This is a genomic window from Nocardia sp. MDA0666, from assembly GCF_003023875.1.
GTDB classification, from domain to species: Bacteria; Actinomycetota; Actinomycetes; order Mycobacteriales; family Mycobacteriaceae; genus Nocardia; species Nocardia aobensis.
This window is the reverse complement of record NZ_PYHT01000034.1, coordinates 1-18,425: the sequence shown is the minus strand read 5'-3', so window position 1 is coordinate 18,425 and position 18,425 is coordinate 1. Positions and strand designations below refer to the sequence as shown.

The following is an 18,425-nucleotide window of genomic DNA, read 5'->3' as shown; positions in this document are numbered from 1 at the left end:
CCCGATCAGATGTTCCGCGCGGCCGAGTAGACGTCCATCAGCCACAGCGACAGCGGCACGATGGCGATGATCAGCAGGTACTCGAAGATCTCGATCGCCCGCCGCAGCACCGGCGACACATCCGCGCGAGGTCCGAGCACACCGAAGGCGATCACCGCCGCGGCGACGATCAGCACCAGGCCCGCGCCGACGGCGCGCCAATCCTCGTGCGCCACAGCCGCACCCGCGATGACGACGAGCGCCACCACGGTGCCGCCCGCGATCATCGTCGACGCCTGGGTGAGATCCGCGTACGCCCGGCCGCGCAGGCACAGCACCACCGCGGTGATCGCCGCCAGCACCAGCCCCTGCCAGCGCGCCGCGCCCAGCGGATCGGCGCCCAGGATCGCCCCGAAACCCGCTGCGAGCGTGGCGGCCACGAGAATTCCGGACTGGTACTGGTTGGCCGCCCGGGCACGGCGCTCCAGCCCCGCCGCCGAGGGCAGTGCGGTCGCGCCGATGACGCCGATGTCGGCGATCGTCGGGCGGGGTTCGTGATCGGTGGGATCGATGGCGCCGCCGGCGGTCGGCACCGGCGGAACCGGCAGGCGTGCCGCGGCGACGGCGGCCCGGGGAGCCATCGTAATCAGCACCAGGCCGGCGATCAGCACGCCGACGGCGATCTTCGCGATGTCGAAGTCCCACACCATCCGTACGGCCGCGGCGCCCGCGAGCACCGCGGCACCGGTGACCACCGCGGCGACCACGAGCGATCCGGCGCGGGTCATCGAATACAGCGCCAGCGCCACGACCAGTGCCGCCACCGCCGAGAACAGCAGGTGTGGCGACCCAACCCAGCCCGGGGTGAGCAGGCCCGCGCTCGCACCGAGCAGTGCAATCGCGAACAGCGACAACACGATCGCCGTCGCGCGCTCGGCCGGATAGCGGCGCGCGACGATCACGGCGGCGCCGGCGGCGAGCACACCCGCGCCCAGCGCGATGAATCCGTTCCAGATGCCGGTGCCCTTGCCCGACACCAGAACCGCGACCGCGACGAGTACCGCGATCAGCCCGGCGCCCAACCCCATTCGCCGCGCCGCCGTCGGTGACCAGGCGTTTCCCGATTCGGCGGTGAGCCGCGAGACGGCGTCGATCACATCGTCGAAGAGGGCGGGCGCCTCCTTGGCGGTCACCGAGCGCAACACCAGCAACTCACCGTCGAAAACCTCTGCGTCGGTGAGTGATTGGTGCGGCGGGATGGGATCGCGGCCGATCCGCGCCAGCGTCCAGTGCTGTGCGCGCACGGGCGCGCCCTCGTCGTGTTCGGTCAGGTCGGGATTGCGGGAATCGATCAGCTCGACCAGGTCGGTGATGTACGCCGCGACCGGCACGGTCGCGGGCAGGCCCACATCGAGTTGAGTATTTCCGCCGATCACCGACACTCGGCACAATTCCGGGTCAACGGCCCCCACGCCGCTGCTCGACGACTCGGTCACGGATTACAGAACTCCCTACGATTTTCGTCGCTGTATTGCGACGTTCCAAACTTAACCGAGATCGGCTGTCACGGCAGCCGGTATGCTGAGCGAGAATTAGCACATTCACGCGTTTAGGGGACTGTCCGTATGACCGGCAACCGCCAAGCACAACGCGCCTTCGATGCCGGCGTATTGTCATTGGGTATCGCTATCGACGGCCAGGAATCCACGCCCGATCTCGAATATGCGAAGCTCGCATTCCAGCGCGCCACCGAATGGGATCCGGGCATGTGCGACGCCTGGCTGGGCCGGGCCGCGGCCGGGGAGATCACCCCCGAGGTGGTGTTCAACCTCTACAAGACCAGCGGCTCCACCCTGTACCGCGAGCAGCGCCGGCTCGGCCTGGCGCCGCGGCAGCTGGCGGGCCGGTTCGTGGTGGGTCAGTACATCGACTATCCGCTGGCCGGGTACACCGAGATCTGGCTGGCGCAGGCGACCCAGCTCATCTCCGCCGGCGATTACGACGAGGCCGAGCAGGTGCTCGACGAGCTGGCCCGGCATCGCGCGGGCCTGCTGTCGCAGCCCGATCAGGACCTCGACGACCGGATCTGCCAGTACGTTCGCGGCCTGCTGCACTACACGACGCAGCGCTGGCCGGATGTGATGACGGTGCTGGCCGGTTCGGCGGACTGGCAGGACTCCTACCTGGCCGCGGGCGCGCACGTGATGGTCGGCACGGCCTGTGCGCAGCTCGGCCTGTTCGGCGAGGCGATCCGCCGGATGGAGGCCGCCGAGAACGGCCCGATTCCGGCCGCCGCCACCACCGCCCGGTTCTGCCGCGGGTTGTGCTTGCGCGAGATGGGCCGTGAGGACGAGGCCCAGGCCCTGTTCGAGAAGGTGTTCTCGGAGGCGCCCGACTTCGCCGCGAACACGCAGGCCATGCGCGATCGCAAGTACCGCCTCACGGTGACCTCGAAGGAGCTGATCGACGCGCGCACCGACCGCTGGGATCCGGCTTCGGCGCCCACCGCCGAACAGGTCGAGACCGAGGAGCGCGGCGACCGGGCCAAGCGCCTGCTCGAGGTCGCCCGCGCGGAGCTGGACGAGCAGATCGGCCTGGCCGCGGTGAAAACTCAGGTGGCGAAACTCCAGGCCACCGCGCAATTGGCGAAAATCCGAGCCGAGAAAGGTATGTCCAGCGCGCCACGCGGACAACACCTTGCGTTCACCGGCCCGCCAGGAACCGGTAAGACGACGATTGCCCGAGTGGTGGCAAAAATTTACTGTGGGTTGGGTTTGTTGAAAACCGATCGACTGGTAGAGGTAAAGCGTTCGGATTTCGTCGGTGAACATTTGGGAAGCACCGCGATAAAAACGAATAAATTGATCGATTCCGCGATGGACGGAGTGCTGTTCGTCGACGAGGCGTACACACTCATTCAGACCGGTCTGTCCGGTGGTGACGCCTTCGGCCGCGAGGCGGTGGACACCCTGCTGGCCCGGATGGAGAACGACCGCGATCGGCTGATCGTCATCATCGCCGGATACGACGGCGAGATCGACCGCTTCCTCGCCTCCAACGACGGTCTGGCCTCCCGCTTCGCCAAGCGCGTGAAGTTCGATTCCTACACACCCGAGGAACTGGGCCGGATCGGTCAGTTCATTGCGAGCAAACGGGATTCGGAGGTCGCCGAGGATGCGCTGGAACTCCTGCAGGCCGCGTGCCGGGAGCTCTACGAGCGCCGAGTGGTGGACCAGAGCGGCGAGCAGCGACGCGCGGTGGACCTCGCCGGTAACGGCCGGTTCATCCGCAATGTGATCGAGGCCGCCGAGGAGGAGCGCGAATTCCGTTTGGCCACCGACGAATCCATCGATCTGTCGGCGGTGGACGAGACCGTGCTCATGCGGATCGAGGGCGCCGACATGGCCAAGGCGCTGGAAGGTGTGCTCGGCGGATTGCGCTGAGCGGCGGTGTGATCGCTACCGGCCGGGCGGCCGGTGACGGTCAGTTGTTCTTGCCCGGCGGTGGGATCGGCCGGGCGCAGGCCATAGCGCTCGGGCCCGCGTCCGGGCACTGCGGCAGGCTGTCGTGACTCATCAGAGCGTCCTGCCGGGTCAGCGCCGGGCCGGCCGACAAGGCCTCCACGATCGGTTTCGGCGCCGGCTTCGGAGTCTTCGGCATTCCGAGGACCTTGGCGGTGTCGGCATCCGGGATTCCGTATCGAATTCCGTTGTCGCCCACGTAGAACAGCGGCCCGTTGCTCACCGCCCCCGGCTCCGCTCCGACCGACCGCACGAACTCCCCCGTGCCCGGGCGCAGATAGACGCCGTCGATCCGATCACCGGCGCCGTCCGCGGTCGCCGGGACGACCGGCTCCGCATCCGCGGGCAGCGGCAGCGCGCGGCCGGCCAGCAGCGTCACCGTGGCGCGCGCGTCGTCGGCGGCACGGGTCCACGACAGGCAGGCCACCGGATCCACGTCGGGTGCGAGCACGGCCGGAACCTGCTGCGGGAAATCGTCGATCGGCAGCCGGTGCAGGACCGGAATACCGACGATGCGGTCCGGCGGGACGGTCGAGATCTCGTTCATTCCTTGCGAATTCGCGTCGCGGATCAGGCCGGCGGCGAACGGCGTGACCCGTTGTACGCCGTCGGCGAGAACCACGTACAACTCGTCGGCGTCCACGCCGTGGACCCTGATCACACCGCCCACCGGCACATCGGACAGCTTGCCCGGGCCTGGTGCGCCGTGCCCGCCGATCTCCGGAACAGTCAGCGGCGGAACAGGTTCGGTGGCGTCGAGCAACGCGCCGCCGATCGGGCGCGGGCGCTGATCACGCAATCCGAGCGACCGGATCAGAACGGAATCGCCGGGATCGATCTCGGCCCGCTTACCGTCGTAGACGAGAAAGGTCTTGCCGCCGTGGGTGGCCAGCAGCGCCTGATCCGCACGCACCGGCACCGCGTGGGTACCGCCGGCCGGATTGTCCAGCGGCCCGGCGATCACCGTGGTGAGCGGCCCCGTCGCGGCGGCGCCACCACCCGCCGACGGCGGCAGCAGGTTGTCGCACATCGTCCAGGTGGACCGCCGGGGATCGCCCGACCCGGACAGTGCGCCTGGGGCGCCGGGAATGCCCAGCAGCGGACCGCGCGGCTGCGTCAATTTGCTGTCCTTGACCGAGGCCGGGGAGGCGGCGGCGCCGGTGATCAGACGCGCCGAGGCCAGGTTGAGCACCGGATGCAGGGTTCCGTCCACGAGAACGTAGAGCGCGCCGGAATCCTTGCCCATCACGATCTTCGAATCGCCCACGGATCCCTGCGGGTGCAGGAAGGCCAGGATCGCGGCGCCGGCCACCCCCAGCAGGCCCAGTACGGCGCCGATCACCAGCGAGCGGAACTGGGTTCGCATGGGATCGTGCAGCATCCGCACGTCGCGCCGCACCAGGGCGTGTTCGTAGCGCTTGAGCAGGAACCGGTAACCGTTGACTTGGGCACGGGTGGTCAACTGCGCCGGCACAACCGCCTCCCGATACCCACTAGCTGATTCCGATGACCCGATTCGAGTGCGCGAACCGTATCCGGCCGCGCTTCGACAGACTAGCGAAGCCGAACGAGTTCGGTCCATTATGTGCGCATGAACTCCACCGCGCGCGGAGATAAAGGCACACCGTCCGACGACGATTCATCCGACGCCTCCGAAACCGGCTCGAACGCACCGCAATTGCGCTCGACGGAATTCTGGCTCTTTCACCTTCTCCCCCTGCGTCTGGTGCTTCCGGTGCTGGTCACGGCGGCCGTGGGCGCGTTCGTGGCAAGGGTTTTCACTCCGTTGTGGTGGGTTCCGGTCGTCGTCGCCGCGGCGGTGTCGATCGTCGCTCTCACGCCGATTCGGGGTACTTCTCTCGCACAATCGCTGGCGCGTGGAATTACCTTTCGTTGGCAATTGTTTCGTAATCGTTCCACCGCCGTTCAACATTCGCCATTCGATGTTCCACTGGCCGAAGGCGGAAGTTACGGAATGCGCTGGGACGGTGACCGGCTCATCACCATGTTGCGGATCGACGCACAGCCGCGGACGGTGACCCGGCTCAGCCCCAGCGGACTGCTCGGCGACGATATGCTGCCGCTCGCCGAGATCGCCCGCTGTCTCGATCAGTTCGACATCCGACTGGCCGCCATCGACGTGATCAGTACCGGATCGCGCAGTGCCGGAACCGGTGCGGTGGCCCGCGCCTACGAGAGCATCCTCGGACCGCTGCCGGCCGTGGCCCATCGGACGGTCTGGGTCGTCCTGCGGCTGGATCCGCTGGCCAACGCGCCCGCCGTGGATCGGCGGGGCGGCGGCGCGGAAGGCACCTTGCGGTCGGCGGTCGTGGCCACACGGCGGGTGGCCAACCGGCTCGCCGCGCGCGGTCTGTCGGCGGTCGCGCTCTCGGCCACCGAGATGAATCAGGCGGTCGCCCAGCTGACCCTCGGCGCGGCGCCGGAGGACTTCGAGGAGACCACGGACAGCTTGGTCCACAACGGTTTTCACCACACCACCTACCGCATGACCCCCGAGGCCCTGGGTTCGCGCGGCATCGCCGAGGTGTGGTCGACACCGACGGTGACCTCCACGATCACCGTGCGGCTGCAGCGGGTGCCCGATGCCGTGGCCGTCACCGCGACCACCGATCCGTCGATCGCGGTGACGGCCACGGCACAATTCGCGACTCGCGACGCGCCGTGCCGGGTGCGCTCCGCCGGCCTGATTCCGCTGCCCGGAAAGCAGCGGCGCGCACTGCTTTTCAGCCTGCCGCTGGGCACCGGAGTGCCGGCGCTGCCGTTGGACAGCTACCTCGGACCGCCGGACGCGCTGGACCGGGTGCCGATGCCGATCGCCGGATGCGGACAGCTCATCGGCGCCGACAACTCGGGCCAGGGCGTGGCGCTGCCGCTGGTGAGCCGGCACGTGCGCCGGGTCGAGGTGATCGGCTCACCGCTGGTCGCCAAACAGGTGATCCTGCGCGCCATCGCGTTGGGCGCCAGTGTGGTGGTGCATACGAATCGGCACGACGAATGGCGGCCGATGGTCGGCTATGTCGATATGCCGCAGGCGCTCACGCTCGCCACCTGGTCGGCCGGTTCCCAGCAGGCCAGTTCGTATCGGTTCGCGACCATGGTGGTGTTCGACGGTATCGCGCCGAGCGGACACCACTCCGATGCCACCGTGATGGTGCTGCGCCAGCACGGACCGGTGGCCGACGGCTTCGAACCCGATGTCACGCTGATCGAGGACCCCGTGACCGCGAATATGGTCACCGTGCGCACCGAGAGCGGGGAGACCGGCGTGTACATGGTCGCCACGCCGGAGGAACTGCGATACGTGGGGGCGAATCCGGCGGTCCCGGCCTGAACGGCGAAGGTCCCGCCCGATCTGGGACATCGGGCGGGACCTTCGTAATGAAAACAGTTGCGGCTGTGTCGGACTCAGCCGCCGAAGCCGTTGGCGACGACCTTGTCCGCGGCGGTCGCGTTGTTCATCGCGGCGGAGACGGCCTTGGACAGCGCCGACACCTTGCCCATGGCGGTGCTGGGGTCGCTGTCGCCGTTGATGTCACCGAACTGCTGGTCCCACTTCTGCTTCGACTTCTGGAACGCCTCGAGACCGGCGTTGCCCTCCCACGCCTGGGCCAGCTTGGCCGCGCAGTCCTGCAGGTTGCTCGCCTCGGACTGCAGGTCCTTGTGGAAGCCGTTCAGCAGGTCGGAAAGTTCCTGGAGAACTGTTCTTTCGTAAAGCATGTCACTACCTTTCGTACGTGTGCGGTGGAACGGTTGAGCTGGATTCGCCTCAGACGCCGAGGTTGGTCAGACCACCGGTCTGCGAGATGAGCTGACGGAACTCGTTCTCGTTCTCGCTCTCGAGGCCGGTGTAGGTCTTGTTACCGTGGCCGACTTCCTCGGTCATCTCGTTGAGGATCTGGTTCAGCTTGGCCGCTTCCTCGTCCCAGTCCTGGGCGGCCTTGTTGCACGCCGAGAACGCATCGCCCTGCCAGCCACGCTTGGCGGAGTCGACCGCCTCGGTCACGCGGGCGATGGTGGCGCGGATGCGATCGACCGAGTTGGCCATATCGGTCTGCGCCTGCGAAGTACTCGCTGCATCGTTACTGATTTGCTGTCCGGCCATCGTCGGGCCCCTCTCTGTGTTTTCCGGTAATGCGGCGTATTCCGGTCATGCGGTTCGGTGGTACAGGTGGTCACTGGCACGGGATTTCGCGAGCTAGGGCATCCACCTTCCCCCGGGCAAGGTGCCGATCAGCGCCGTAATCGCCTGTGCGACGCGGTGATCGGATCCCGGCGTGAAGGTGGTCCACATCCGCTGGTCGGATGCGGCGCCCGGGCTGGCCGCGATCCGGCCCCGGGCGGTGTCGTACACCGCCACGGCGCCGGACGATCGGGTGGTGATGCCGTCGGCGTGGACGTAGGCGACGATCTCGGCGTGCGCGTGGCACTGCGACAGCGCCATGCCGAATTCGATCGCCGCGCGTTCGGCCACCCCCGAGCCGTACAGGGCCTCGGCGAATTCGGTTGCGGCCGTGGCGTTGTCGAGTCGCTGCGCGAGCTCGTCGGTGGCAGCGCTGAAGCTCGCGATATCCGCGGGTTCCGCGGGACCGAGTACGTCCAAGACCGGGCGGGCCAGCGCCGCACCGCCCTCGTCGGCCCAGATGGTTCGGACGTCGATCTCGTCACCGGTGCGGACGGCGACCGCGTGCCCCGCGCCGCGCCGTACCACCGACACTCGGCGCACACCGGCCGCGGTGACGATCCGCGCCGCGAGTTCGCATTCGGGCTGAGCCAGAATCGACAGGGCTGCACCGAGTTCCGGGTCGACATCGTCGTAACGGTCCACGAGTCCGGCACCGCGCAGCCCGCGCAACGCCTCGGCTCGCGCGGCGGTGAAGGCGGCGATCGAGTCCTGCCGCGGACCGACCTCGAGCACCAGCGGCAACGTCTGCACGCCGAGCAATTCGGCGACGGCCAGGACGGCGTCGTTGGTCAGGGTCGCCATGACTCTCCTTACGCGGGACTCGCGGTTCCGGTCGCGGGCGGCGCCTCGACACCACCGAGAACCGCTGGGGTGGCGGCGAATCCGGCATCGAACTCGATTTCGCCGACGCCGGGGGCATCCGCCACCCCGGCCCGGGCGGTGCGTTCCTCCTCGGACTGCGCGGCGGGGGGACCGGCCGCGGCGGGGACCGCTTGGCCGGCTGCCGTGCCGGTCTGCGTGGGCGAGGCCTGCAACGCGGTGAATTCCGTCGATTGCGCGACCCGGGCGACGGTCTGGACGCGGGTGCCGGTGAGGGCGCGCGGCATCTCGAAGGCGGCCAGGTTCGGCATGGCGGGCATACCGGCGATCGCGGGCATCGCGGGTGCCGATTCGGCGGCCACCGCGGCGGCTGCCTGCTCCCCCGCGAGGGCGTCGCCGGTGGCCAGCACCGGCGGCTCGAGCTGCTGCCACGGCATCGCGAGCGGTTCGGTGGCGGCCTCGTAGGTGCGCATCACCCGGGCCGCACCGGCTTTGGCGACGTCCTGATCGGCACTGATGTCGGCGGCGGCGCCGACCAGCGGCGCGCCTATCGCGGCCCCGATGGCCTGCACGGTGTGCATCGCCTGTTCCAGCGCCGCGATCTCCGCGATATGCGGCATCGCCAGCCGGGCCACCTCGTACGCCGCGGCCTGTTCGGCGGCGTGGGTGGCGTTACGCCCGGCGGCGGTCGCGGCGTCGAGCAGCCAATCCCGCATCCGCGCGATCCGTTCCAGCACCTCGTCACTGCGGTCGGACTGCCAGTGGCCGCGGATATCGGAGACGATCCGGTCGTAATCCGGCACGGCGGCACCGAAATTCGCGGCCAGGCGACCCCAGGCGGAGGCGGCCTCGGCCATCGGCACCGAGCCCGGGCCCGTCGTCAGCTCCCGCGCCAGCCGCTCGCTGGGCCTGGCTTCCCAGACCACCCCGGTGAAGCCGTCACCCGGCGGTTCGACCATGTCGTCGTGCCCCGATCAGGCCGTGGCGCCGAGGTCGGCGGCGTTGTCGCTGTCCATCCGGGACAGCCCGCGCGACTGCGCCCGGAGAGTGGCGGCCAATTTGCGCAGCTCCTGGACGCCCAGGTTGCCGGACGAGTCGAACGACGCGCCGACCTCGGTCAGCGTCGTCGCCGCGCGCATCGACACCTCGTCGACACCGGGTGCGGCGACCGACAGCGCCGGAGTGTCGGCCTGCAGGCCCGCCTCCAGACGGTCGGCGAGTGCGTCGAGATCGGCGGCGGTGCGCGCCGCGACTACGGGATCGAATTCCATCGCGAACTCCTAGAGGGTGAGAGCTTTGTCCGGTGGCTCGGTGTCCGGGGTGGTGGTGACCGCATCGGCGGCGCCGACCACGGGAAGGGAGACTCCGGCGATATCGCCCACGACGTCGTTACCGTGGGCGGCCGTGACGAGCTGACCGCGCACCGCCTCACTCGCGCTGCCGGAATCCGAAGCGGCGCGGGCCATTCCGGCGGCGCCCGCTCCGGGCGTCATCGGCATCATGCCCGGGCCGCCGGTCGTGCCGGTCGAGGCGATCGCGGACTCGGTGCTCGCGGTGACGGCCGCCTCCGTCATGATCGACGGGGTGCGCGCGGCCTGCAGCGGCGACGACATCTCCGGTGCGCCGGCGGCCGGGGCGCCGATTCCGCCGGGTGCGCCGGCTCCGGATCCGGTGGCCGTCGGAGCTCCGCCCGACGGCGGAACCGGCGCCGCGATCGGTTTCGCGGCGCGGCCGGTGAGGTTCGTGGCCGCCTGCGCGCCCGCACCGCCGACGGCCGACAACGATTGCACCATCTGCAGTGCCTGCGAAACGTATTGCGTCGCAGAGCTCGCGGCGCCGCCCGAACTCGACGCGCCCGTGGCCGGCGACATGGCGGACGGGGTAGCGCTGAGCCGGGACGTGGTACCGGCCACGGACTTCAGCGACGACTGCGGCACCGGCACCCGCTGCGCGGCGACATTCGACACCCCGTGCGGCACATTGGTGATCTTGACCTTCTGCCCCGTGTGCGCCATCTTCGCGCTGTGCGCGGTCAATTCGACTCGCGTCTTGGTGACCACGGCGAGCGCCTCGGCCAGCGTCTGTGCCGACATCGCCAGCACGAACACCTGCCCCGGCGGGGTCACGATGAACGGGGCCGCCGCCGCGAGCGTGGTCAGATACTGCGAAGTGATGCCCGTCATCAGCGCATTGCCGGTGAAGACGCTGCCGGCCGCGGCGGTCGTGCCGAGCGACATCTGCGCACCCTGCCCCGCCACCGCGGTTCCGTCGGCGGCCGCCTGGGTCGATTTGGCCGCCGCCGACAACGCGCCCGCGCCCTGCCACAACGACATCGCCGTCTGTATCGCCGTGGTGCCCAGCTGAACGACGGTCTGCAAGACGGCCGACACCTGGGAGAGCACCTGCGTCGGATCCGCGCCCGAGCCGAGTTTGCCGGTTCCGAAACTGCTGGCCAGATCCGTGATCGGTTTGGTCAGCGCGTGCAGGTCGAGCACCGGCAGCGGCGGAAGCTGCGGCAGCGGTGGGGCCGGCGGCAGCTGCGGCAGGCCCGGCAGCCCCATGTCCCGCAGTACGTCGTTGACCGGCCGGTCCACGATCGACCCCATCGCGCTCTGACGCAACAGGTCGACGATCGACCGGTCCAGGCCCGGTTCCATCACGCGCGACCGATTCCGCCGAGCAGGTCGGCGTTGTCCTGGTCGGTCGCCGCGTACGTGGCGGCACTCTGATGCGCGGTGACCGCGGTTCCGGCGTGCACGGTCGCCAGCTCCACGACCGAACTCAGGTGATTGGCCTGCGCCAGCGCGTATGTCGCGAGAAAGTCCTGACCGATCAGTCCGAAGACCGGAACGGCCGCGGCGATCGCCACCGCCTGGTTCACCGTGCCCGCGGAGAGTGTTTCGGTGGCCATCGCGGCCGCCGTGTCCCCGTAGCGACGGATCGCCTCCGGTACTGCTACCAACTCGCTCATCTGAAAGCCCCTGCCCGGTAAGCCGATTCGCGCTCGCGTAACCGGCGGATCGAACATCTACCGAGCAATTGCAACAGGCGACGACGTAGATTGGCACGCGCGCAGCTTAAGAACGCGTTACGCGTCAGTGAATCTCGCGCGTACCCGCGCCGTTCTCCTCGTTGAATGCGGCGACCAGATCACCGCGTTGCGCGAACGCCCGGGCGGCGGCGCTGCGCGCGGTGGACACTACCACCTGCTCGAATTCCGCCGGGGTGAGTCGATTCACCAACGGTGAGAAAATGAGATCGAGTAGTGCGCCGTTACCGTCCACCTCCACCGTGACGGCACCGTCCGGTGAGGTTTCGCGAGCGCGCACAGCCGCCATCCGGTCGCCGAGGTCGCGCATCCGTTCCAGCTGCCGCTCCGTGCGGGCGACCAACTCGTCCATCACCGAAACACCGGTCGGGTCGGGCGGATTCGTCATCGGCTCCCCCTCGTTCGCGTCGTCTCCGGCGTCGTGGGCTACCACTCCACCGACCTCAGCCAGCTCTGCGGCTCCGTGTCGTACTCCTGCTCGTCGATCAGTTCCTGCCGTTCGACCTGCTCCGCCGTGGGCAGTCCGGTCAAGGCGAGCAGATCGCTGCTCACGCCGGCCTCGGCGAGCTGGCGTCGACGTGCGAGTCCGGCCCGATCGGCCGCACGCGAGCAGAGCCGGAGCAGTTCGGCGGCCAATTCGGCGGGGTCGCGGCGCAATTCGCTCGCTTCGATCGAAATGCGCAGCGGCAGACCCTGTTCGGTGGTCTCGACCGCTATCGCGCCCGATCTGGTTGTCGCGGTGGACATCGTGCTCCTCGTTCGTCGGTCGGCATCCGGCTCGTTCGGCCGCGGGATCAGACGCGCTCGTCCTTGATCGCGCGGACGACGGTGATGATCTCGGCGTTGACGGCGGCGATCAGTCCCTGCCGGTCCACGCCGGTGGCGGTGCGCGGCGGGCCCGCCTGGATCACGTAGCGGCCATCGCCGGACAGGTCGCGCCAGTCCAGATGGCGGACCGTACGACCACGCGGGCCGAAACGCGAGACGCCCTGGGCGATTTCGATCGTCCCGGAGCGTTCCGGGACGATATCGAGGAAGCGCTGCCCGGCGGCGTCGGTGGGCTCGTCGTAGCTGTCCCACAGTTGCGGGGCGCCGCCCGCGCTGTCGGCCGATGTGTAGTGCGCTTCGGCGGCTCCGGCCGGCGATTCCGGATCGGGCGGCAGCAGGATGTGCCCGAAGACGCCGGCGTCGACCGGCGGCAGCGCATCCGCGACCATATCGGCCAGCCGCAGCGGATCGCACTGCACCATCGTGAATCCCCCGGCGTGCAACAGGGTGCGGCCGGGTAGTTGGGTGAGCAGGTAGCCGCGGTCCTCGCGCCGGGCTGCCAGCAGGCGGACCGCTCCCTCGCCGCGATGGGGGTCGTGGCCGTCGAAGCCCGTGACCAGGACGGCGAGGTCGGGCCGGGTGCAGTCGCGCACCGCGTCGAACAGGGTGTGGTCGGGCCGTGCCAGCATCCGGTCGCGCAGCCGCGTGCATTCGCGCTGGAAGTCGTCCTCCAGCGGGATGTCGGTGGTGTAGACGAACGGACGCGGTGGCCCCTCGTCACCGAAATGCCGCCACAGGACGACGAATTCGAGATCGGTGAAGCTCCAGCTGCGGTTCATTTCTCGACGACCGGTTTCACGACCACGGGCGCATCGCCGAGCGCGTCCTCGAGATGCTCGACCGAATCCAGATAGGCGGGTCGCTTGTGCTCCTTGCCCTGCTGATTCTGCGCGCCCGCCCCGGCCGCACCCGGTGAGCCGGGAGTGCCGGCCATCGGCGCGGCGCCGGCCCGGCCGGTCGCGGAATCGACGGTGTTGGCACTCAGCGCCGTGCTGAGCGTGCTCGCCCGCGGGAACAACTTGGAGGCCTGCGCCAGATCGCGACTGAGCGCGGGCAACCCCGGCACCCCGGCACCGCCGCCGGGCACACCGCCACCGCCGCCGCCCGCACCGCCTCCGGCGCCGGTCAGGGCGGACAGCGGATCCGAACCGTCCATCCCCGGAATACCCAATCCCGGAATATCACCCAGTCCGGCCTTGGCGAGCGCGTCCTGCTGCTGTTGCTGCGTCAGGGTCTGGGCAACCTGCTGGAACGCCTGCATCAACTGCTGCGCGCCCTGCTGCGCGGCCGACATCAGCTGCTGGACAGCGGACATGACCTGTTGCTGTTGCTGCTGTTGCTGGGCGGCGGCCTGCTGCTGCTCCTGCTGCTTCTGAAGCTGTTCCTGCTGCTTCTGTTGTTGTTCCTGCTGTTGCTGTTGCTGCTGCTGTTCCTTGTGTTGCTGCTGCTGGGCTTCCTTCTGCTGCTTCTCGAATTCCGCGGCCTGTTTCTGCTGCTGCGCCAACGCCTCCCGCTGCTGCCGGGCCGCCGCCTGCTGCGCGGCCTTGGCCTGCGCGTCGTTGGGTGTGCCGCCCGGAGTCGTACCGCCCGGCGGGGTCGAGCCGCCGGGTGGGGTGCTGCCGCCCGGTGGGTTCTGACTACCGGGCGGGTTCTGACTGCCCGGGGGATTCTGGCTGCCCGGTGGGTTCTGCCCCGTCGGGTTGTACGGGTTGGCGGGAATCTGGCCGAATGCCGCGGCGGCCGCGGGCAGTACCGGGACGTGCGACGAGGACTGGTTCATCCCGAAGACGTAGGTGCGCCGGAAACTTTCGCGAACGGTTTGGATCCACTGCTGCTGCGTCTTCGCGTCGGCATCGTTGTTCGGCGGCATGCTGTACTGGGTCTCGTTCAACCACCCCGAGCTGTAGACGAGCAGATCGCCGGTGCCCCTGATCGCGGTGGACAGCCCCGGGATGCTCTTGCCGTAGGCCTGCACCGCCGCCACCGCGGTCTCCTTTCCCGGCCCGCTCCACTTGTCGACGGTCACCGAGTCGATCTTGTTGAGCAGATCCGAGTACACCTTGTTCACCTCGGTCGCCATCCACCACCAGGTGCCCGCGTGGTTGGCGAGATTCTCGGCCACCTTGTTCACCCGGATGTAGTTGCCTACCTGGAACAGGTCGTACCAGCTCATGTAATCGGGCGCTTCGGGACTGATGGTCGAGGACTGGAACGACTGCAATCCCGCCTTGTTGTCCATCGCGTTGACGGGATTCTTCAAATCGTCGGTGGTCCCCGGCACTTTCGGCGGATCACCCATCGGATCCAGGCCGTCGGCGTCCCACATGTAGTCCGGTTTACCGCTGACGTTGTCGAGCAGCGCGGAGTTGAAGCCGTCCATCTTGCCGTAGGCCTTGCCGGCCGCGATGAACGTGTCGATCATCTGGCCGAGGATCGTCTTGTGGTCCTCGAAGACCGTCTTCAGATCGGTGGCCTCGGTACCGAACTTCTTGCCCAGCGCGGTACCCGACGCGAGATTCGACACCGGCGAGCCGGCGGTGAGATCGTCGGTGTAGAGCTGCAACGTCTTCAGCGCGGCGATCGTGCTCTCCGCGGCCGCGGCCACCTCCAGGGCCACGTCCGGCTCGAACTTCAACGCATCCTTGCCGGACGTGTGGTTCTTCGTGTAGTCACTCAACGCCGGCCACGGATTACCCGTAGCGACGGGCGTAGTCGGATCGGGCGCCATCGGTCGTGCTCCTCGAATTCGGTACCAGCGGACGCTGCGCGTTCACCCCGTCGGCGATACCGTCCGGAGGTCGTCTCCCGTCCCGACCGATATGCCGAATAGCAAGTCCCGCATCATCTTTCGAACATGCTGCGACCTGCGAGCAACACCGGCGGCAACGGCGGTTGAACGCGGGGTGAAACACCGGCGGCGAGTGTCATCCGGCCCGCAGGGCGCCGCGCCGCTCCCGGAACCGCTGTTCGAAACCCTCGACATACACCGACGGCGCGATCGAGGACGAGGACTGTTCCAGCACACCGTCGTCGGCGACGTAGAACACGGCCCGCCCGATCGCCACCTCGTCGGGTTCGGCGGGCACGTACACCATCCAGCCCACCGAGATCCGGTCCGCGTGCAAACGATCCAGCGGATATCCGTCCGTCTCGATCCCGGCCTCGTCGAGATGACCACGCACCCGCTCGAGCGCCTCGGGCTCGGGTAGCGGCGCCGGACCCGTCGGCGTCGCACCGGCCAGCGTGAGCTGGTTGAAAGCGCCGTCGATATCGAAGCCGCCGTCGTCGCCGAAGACGGCGACCAGGGTCTCGCGGGTGACCACATTCGCCTCGGCCGCGGCGACCAGAGTGTCCACCGCGGAGCGCAATTCGTCGTCGGCCCCACCGTCGATCAGGCCACGGATGACCTGCGCGACCGTGTCCGAGGTCCACACGCCCGGCAGCGCGTCGCTGAGGTGATCGGCCGACGGCGACTCACCGCGATACCACCGCCCGTCCTCGAACCAGTAGCAGAACGACAGCAACCCGTCGCCGAAGCGCGGATTGAGCACCGAATTCGACACCCATTCCGGTGCACCGGCATACAGTCCCGGCAGCGGTGCGCCACCGTTGTAGGCGGCATCGAGCGCCGGCGCCTCCCACACCCCGCCGGAGAGCACGGCCCGGCCGCCGGGCAGGAGATACAGCGTGCTGCCGCCGCGCCGGGCGCCCTCGAACCAGCCCAGCGAGGGCAATACGCGCGGCCCCCACTGTGATCCGGCGGCGACGAAGGCGGCCGCCATCACCGCCCACCGGCTCCACAGTGTGGACAGATCGGGAAAGTCGTCATCCGACACCACGGGCACCACACCCGCGGCTCGATCGGCGCGAGCCTGCCGGGCCGCGACCGCCGGCGGGCGGGACTGCCGGTCGCCGTGCCCGATGTAGGCGCCCAGCCAGACCGGCACCCGATCGCGCGGATACGCCTGCAGATCGGCCAGATACGCCTCCGGCGCCAGCAGTTGATCGTCGGGGAACGGTTCGTCGCCGTAGTCGTAGTCCACCTGGAGATGTCCCGCCCGATCCAACCGGACGAACAGGCGCCACCAGGGACCGCTGGCGAAGGCCGCCGACAGATCGCGGTGTTCGCGCACCAGCTCCAGGACAGAATCGGGCGGATCGGCGCGCAACATGCGGTCCTGGTCGTCGGTGAAGACGACCTCACCGCCGCCGACCACCACCGTGATGGCGAAGACAGCGGTCAGCTCGTGCCAGCCCTCGGGCGCGACCGCCGCCAATTCGCGGGCGATTCCGTGCGCCAATTCCCGGGCGCGAGCCTCCGGATCCACTGCCGCCGCGACGGATTCGGGCATGCCGCCACCCAGGGTGAAGCCGACATCCGGCTCGTCGTCGGAGGCGGGGACCGCTCGGTCGTGCGACGGGAGATCGGCCCGGTCGCGTGCGGGATCCGGTGCGGAGGCCGCCGGTGTGCTGACCGGCCGGGCCGACGCCGGTGTGGCATCCGGATCGGATTCCGGTCGCGAATCGGGATTGTGGTCATCGGGGCGGGTCACGTCGCGGTGTTCTCCTCGTTCGCGTCCATCGTCCGGCGCGGCCGGTTGCGGACATCCTCATCGGTGCGATGCTCGGTAACAGTGTGCGGTGCTGCGCTTTTCACCGCACACCCCGGACTTCGGCGAAGATCTGCGTACGGCGGGCGGGATTGTCGAGCACATCGCGAATCCACAAGCCGAGGTCGAGTTCCGGTTTGCGCTGGCGGTAGCGCACCGTGCACACCGCCAGTCCCGCCCGGGTCACGGTGAACTCGGTATGCCGGCGCCCGGCGCGCTGCCAGTGCACGATGACCGCCAGATCGTCGGCATCGATCAACTGCCCCGCGACGCGCAGGAACAGCCGATCGTCGGTGCGGAAGAAGACGAACTCCACACCATCCAGATCGCCGTACACCCCACTGAACGGGCCCATCGGCTCGGCCGACTCGTGCAGCGACCCGGTGAGCGGATCGACCTCCGCACAACGATGACCGTTGAACTCCTGCACCAGGATGCGGGGTGGGGCGGGCGTGGGCGAGCCGGTCGGGTGCGCGTGGTGACGTGCCGGAGTGGAGGCGGAGGCCGCGCTGTTGCCGGTCGGCATCGGTGGGGAGAACGGTGGGAAACCGTTCTGCGGGAGGTTGTTCTGCGTTTGTGCCGCCGGAACCGGTTGTACCCCATGGTGTCCCGTTGCGCCCGCTGCCGGATCACCGAGGGAGAACGGGCGATCGACCGGGAATCGCCGGTCGTGGACGTTTCCGTATCCGGCTCCCGGATCGTATCCGGCGCCGTGGCGGTTTCCATTGCCGTACCGGTCGGCATCGCCAGGGCCCTGCCCGACGCCATGATCCGGCGGGATCGCTGCGTGTGAACCGTCGGATACACGCGGTTCAGGGGCCGGCCGCTGCGGAATCTGCTGTGGGATAGCAGGTTCAGTCGTATGAGGGATCACCCCCAGCGGTGCACCGAACGGGTTGAGCCCGGTTGCAGCGTGGTTCACATTTCGCTCGATACCCGCGCCCGGCAGCGGGAACGGTTGCGGGGCGGCATGGCCCGGAGCGACAGCGTCCGAAAGCCACGGCGGTACCGGGATGTTCGGCTGAGCCTGCGAATTCGGCAGATGGTGGTCGTGTTCATGGTGGTGGTGGTCACCGTGCTCGTGGCCGCCGTGGTCGCGGTCACCGTGCTCGTGGCCGCCGTGGTCCTGATCCCCGCCATGATCGTGGCCGCCATGGTCGTGATCATTTCCGTCGGGGTCGTGGTGACCGTGGTGACCGTGATCATGCCCGTGGCCGTGCCCTCGGTGATCGCCGTGGTGATCGGGGTCGTGAGGGTGATGGTCGTGATGGCCACCGTCTGGGTCGTGATGGCTTACGCCGGGCTGTCCCGGGCCGGGCTTTCGCGGCGGCTGATGCGGCGGCCGGTGAGGTGAGGGCGGCTGATGCTGCGGCGGCTGATGGGGGGCCGGCGGCTGATGCGGCGGGGGCTGATGG

Annotated in this window: 18 protein-coding genes; 3 read left to right on the top strand and 15 right to left on the bottom strand. The window is 69.0% G+C overall.

The window, feature by feature from the left end; translation table 11 throughout:
* Positions 1–5 precede the first annotated feature (5 nt).
* Positions 6–1,475 carry a type VII secretion integral membrane protein EccD gene (gene eccD / locus C8258_RS30020; protein ID WP_106958014.1) on the bottom strand — a complete coding sequence of 490 codons (1,470 nt, stop codon included), beginning with the start codon at positions 1,473–1,475 and terminating at the stop codon, positions 6–8.
* 129 nt (positions 1,476–1,604) lie between these two features.
* Between eccD and eccA the strand changes: the two genes are divergently transcribed.
* The gene (gene eccA, locus C8258_RS30015) at positions 1,605–3,422 is read left to right on the top strand and encodes a type VII secretion AAA-ATPase EccA (RefSeq protein WP_106958013.1); all 1,818 of its coding nucleotides are present in this window, start codon (positions 1,605–1,607) and stop codon (positions 3,420–3,422) included.
* Between the two features lie 40 nt (positions 3,423–3,462).
* On the opposite strand, the gene eccB is transcribed toward eccA, so the two are convergent.
* Entirely contained in the window at positions 3,463–4,974 is a 1,512-nt protein-coding gene (gene eccB, locus C8258_RS30010) for a type VII secretion protein EccB (protein ID WP_106958012.1), read from the bottom strand.
* Positions 4,975–5,091: 117 nt separating this feature from the next.
* Here eccB and eccE point away from each other — a divergent pair, with 117 nt between their 5' ends.
* Positions 5,092–6,852: a type VII secretion protein EccE gene (gene eccE / locus C8258_RS30005; RefSeq protein WP_106958011.1), complete on the top strand. Its 1,761-nt coding sequence runs from the start codon at positions 5,092–5,094 to the stop codon at positions 6,850–6,852.
* 74 nt (positions 6,853–6,926) lie between these two features.
* Here the strand turns inward: eccE and C8258_RS30000 are convergent, their stop codons facing one another.
* The 13 genes from C8258_RS30000 to C8258_RS32720 form a co-directional block, all read right to left on the bottom strand.
* On the bottom strand, positions 6,927–7,238 hold the full coding sequence (locus C8258_RS30000) for a WXG100 family type VII secretion target (RefSeq protein ID WP_036498239.1): 312 nt from the start codon (positions 7,236–7,238) through the stop codon (positions 6,927–6,929).
* A 49-nt stretch (positions 7,239–7,287) separates the two neighbouring features.
* Positions 7,288–7,623, bottom strand: a complete 336-nt coding sequence (locus tag C8258_RS29995) for a WXG100 family type VII secretion target (RefSeq protein WP_030513428.1) — start codon at positions 7,621–7,623, stop codon at positions 7,288–7,290.
* Positions 7,624–7,716: 93 nt separating this feature from the next.
* Complete coding sequence (locus C8258_RS29990; protein ID WP_106958010.1) at positions 7,717–8,505, bottom strand: ESX secretion-associated protein EspG; 789 nt, start codon at positions 8,503–8,505, stop codon at positions 7,717–7,719.
* Positions 8,506–8,513: 8 nt separating this feature from the next.
* Positions 8,514–9,482 (bottom strand): PPE domain-containing protein, encoded by a 969-nt coding sequence (locus tag C8258_RS29985; protein WP_106958009.1) that lies wholly within the window; start codon positions 9,480–9,482, stop codon positions 8,514–8,516.
* A 15-nt stretch (positions 9,483–9,497) separates the two neighbouring features.
* A complete protein-coding gene (locus C8258_RS29980; RefSeq protein WP_106958008.1) occupies positions 9,498–9,794 on the bottom strand; it encodes a PE family protein in 297 nt (98 codons plus the stop codon).
* Positions 9,795–9,803: 9 nt separating this feature from the next.
* Positions 9,804–11,183, bottom strand: a complete 1,380-nt coding sequence (locus C8258_RS29975; protein ID WP_146161366.1) for a hypothetical protein — start codon at positions 11,181–11,183, stop codon at positions 9,804–9,806.
* Complete coding sequence (locus tag C8258_RS29970; RefSeq protein ID WP_106958006.1) at positions 11,180–11,494, bottom strand: type VII secretion target; 315 nt, start codon at positions 11,492–11,494, stop codon at positions 11,180–11,182. The genes C8258_RS29975 and C8258_RS29970 overlap by 4 nt, the downstream gene beginning before the upstream one ends.
* A gap of 124 nt (positions 11,495–11,618) precedes the next feature.
* The gene (locus C8258_RS29965) at positions 11,619–11,960 is read right to left on the bottom strand and encodes a YbaB/EbfC family nucleoid-associated protein (RefSeq protein ID WP_106958040.1); all 342 of its coding nucleotides are present in this window, start codon (positions 11,958–11,960) and stop codon (positions 11,619–11,621) included.
* Positions 11,961–11,998: 38 nt separating this feature from the next.
* Entirely contained in the window at positions 11,999–12,319 is a 321-nt protein-coding gene (locus tag C8258_RS29960; protein ID WP_036498233.1) for a hypothetical protein, read from the bottom strand.
* Between the two features lie 47 nt (positions 12,320–12,366).
* Positions 12,367–13,179, bottom strand: a complete 813-nt coding sequence (locus C8258_RS29955) for an ESX secretion-associated protein EspG (protein WP_106958005.1) — start codon at positions 13,177–13,179, stop codon at positions 12,367–12,369.
* Positions 13,176–15,128, bottom strand: a complete 1,953-nt coding sequence (locus C8258_RS29950) for a hypothetical protein (protein WP_146161365.1) — start codon at positions 15,126–15,128, stop codon at positions 13,176–13,178. Before C8258_RS29950 ends, C8258_RS29955 begins: the two co-directional genes overlap by 4 nt.
* A gap of 196 nt (positions 15,129–15,324) precedes the next feature.
* Complete coding sequence (locus C8258_RS29945) at positions 15,325–16,953, bottom strand: hypothetical protein (RefSeq protein WP_369974843.1); 1,629 nt, start codon at positions 16,951–16,953, stop codon at positions 15,325–15,327.
* A gap of 100 nt (positions 16,954–17,053) precedes the next feature.
* Positions 17,054–17,536, bottom strand: a complete 483-nt coding sequence (locus C8258_RS32720; RefSeq protein WP_106958004.1) for a hypothetical protein — start codon at positions 17,534–17,536, stop codon at positions 17,054–17,056.
* 516 nt (positions 17,537–18,052) lie between these two features.
* Between C8258_RS32720 and C8258_RS32715 the strand changes: the two genes are divergently transcribed.
* The gene (locus C8258_RS32715; protein WP_158271331.1) at positions 18,053–18,364 is read left to right on the top strand and encodes a hypothetical protein; all 312 of its coding nucleotides are present in this window, start codon (positions 18,053–18,055) and stop codon (positions 18,362–18,364) included.
* Positions 18,365–18,425 lie beyond the last annotated feature (61 nt).

What these genes read in the sequence shown, in the direction of transcription:
- C8258_RS29970 (WP_106958006.1), bottom strand. Translation starts at nt 11,494, where the DNA reads ATGAGCGAGTTGGTAGCAGTACCGGAGGCGATCCGTCGCTACGGGGAC.
- C8258_RS29980 (WP_106958008.1), bottom strand. Translation starts at nt 9,794, where the DNA reads ATGGAATTCGATCCCGTAGTCGCGGCGCGCACCGCCGCCGATCTCGAC.
- C8258_RS32720 (WP_106958004.1), bottom strand. Translation starts at nt 17,536, where the DNA reads ATGCCGACCGGCAACAGCGCGGCCTCCGCCTCCACTCCGGCACGTCAC.
- C8258_RS29985 (WP_106958009.1), bottom strand. Translation starts at nt 9,482, where the DNA reads ATGGTCGAACCGCCGGGTGACGGCTTCACCGGGGTGGTCTGGGAAGCC.
- C8258_RS30000 (WP_036498239.1), bottom strand. Translation starts at nt 7,238, where the DNA reads ATGCTTTACGAAAGAACAGTTCTCCAGGAACTTTCCGACCTGCTGAAC.
- C8258_RS29995 (WP_030513428.1), bottom strand. Translation starts at nt 7,623, where the DNA reads ATGGCCGGACAGCAAATCAGTAACGATGCAGCGAGTACTTCGCAGGCG.
- C8258_RS29955 (WP_106958005.1), bottom strand. Translation starts at nt 13,179, where the DNA reads ATGAACCGCAGCTGGAGCTTCACCGATCTCGAATTCGTCGTCCTGTGG.
- C8258_RS29965 (WP_106958040.1), bottom strand. Translation starts at nt 11,960, where the DNA reads ATGACGAATCCGCCCGACCCGACCGGTGTTTCGGTGATGGACGAGTTG.
- C8258_RS32715 (WP_158271331.1), top strand. Translation starts at nt 18,053, where the DNA reads ATGGTGGTCGTGTTCATGGTGGTGGTGGTCACCGTGCTCGTGGCCGCC.
- C8258_RS29960 (WP_036498233.1), bottom strand. Translation starts at nt 12,319, where the DNA reads ATGTCCACCGCGACAACCAGATCGGGCGCGATAGCGGTCGAGACCACC.
- C8258_RS29950 (WP_146161365.1), bottom strand. Translation starts at nt 15,128, where the DNA reads ATGGCGCCCGATCCGACTACGCCCGTCGCTACGGGTAATCCGTGGCCG.
- eccA (WP_106958013.1), top strand. Translation starts at nt 1,605, where the DNA reads ATGACCGGCAACCGCCAAGCACAACGCGCCTTCGATGCCGGCGTATTG.
- eccE (WP_106958011.1), top strand. Translation starts at nt 5,092, where the DNA reads ATGAACTCCACCGCGCGCGGAGATAAAGGCACACCGTCCGACGACGAT.
- C8258_RS29990 (WP_106958010.1), bottom strand. Translation starts at nt 8,505, where the DNA reads ATGGCGACCCTGACCAACGACGCCGTCCTGGCCGTCGCCGAATTGCTC.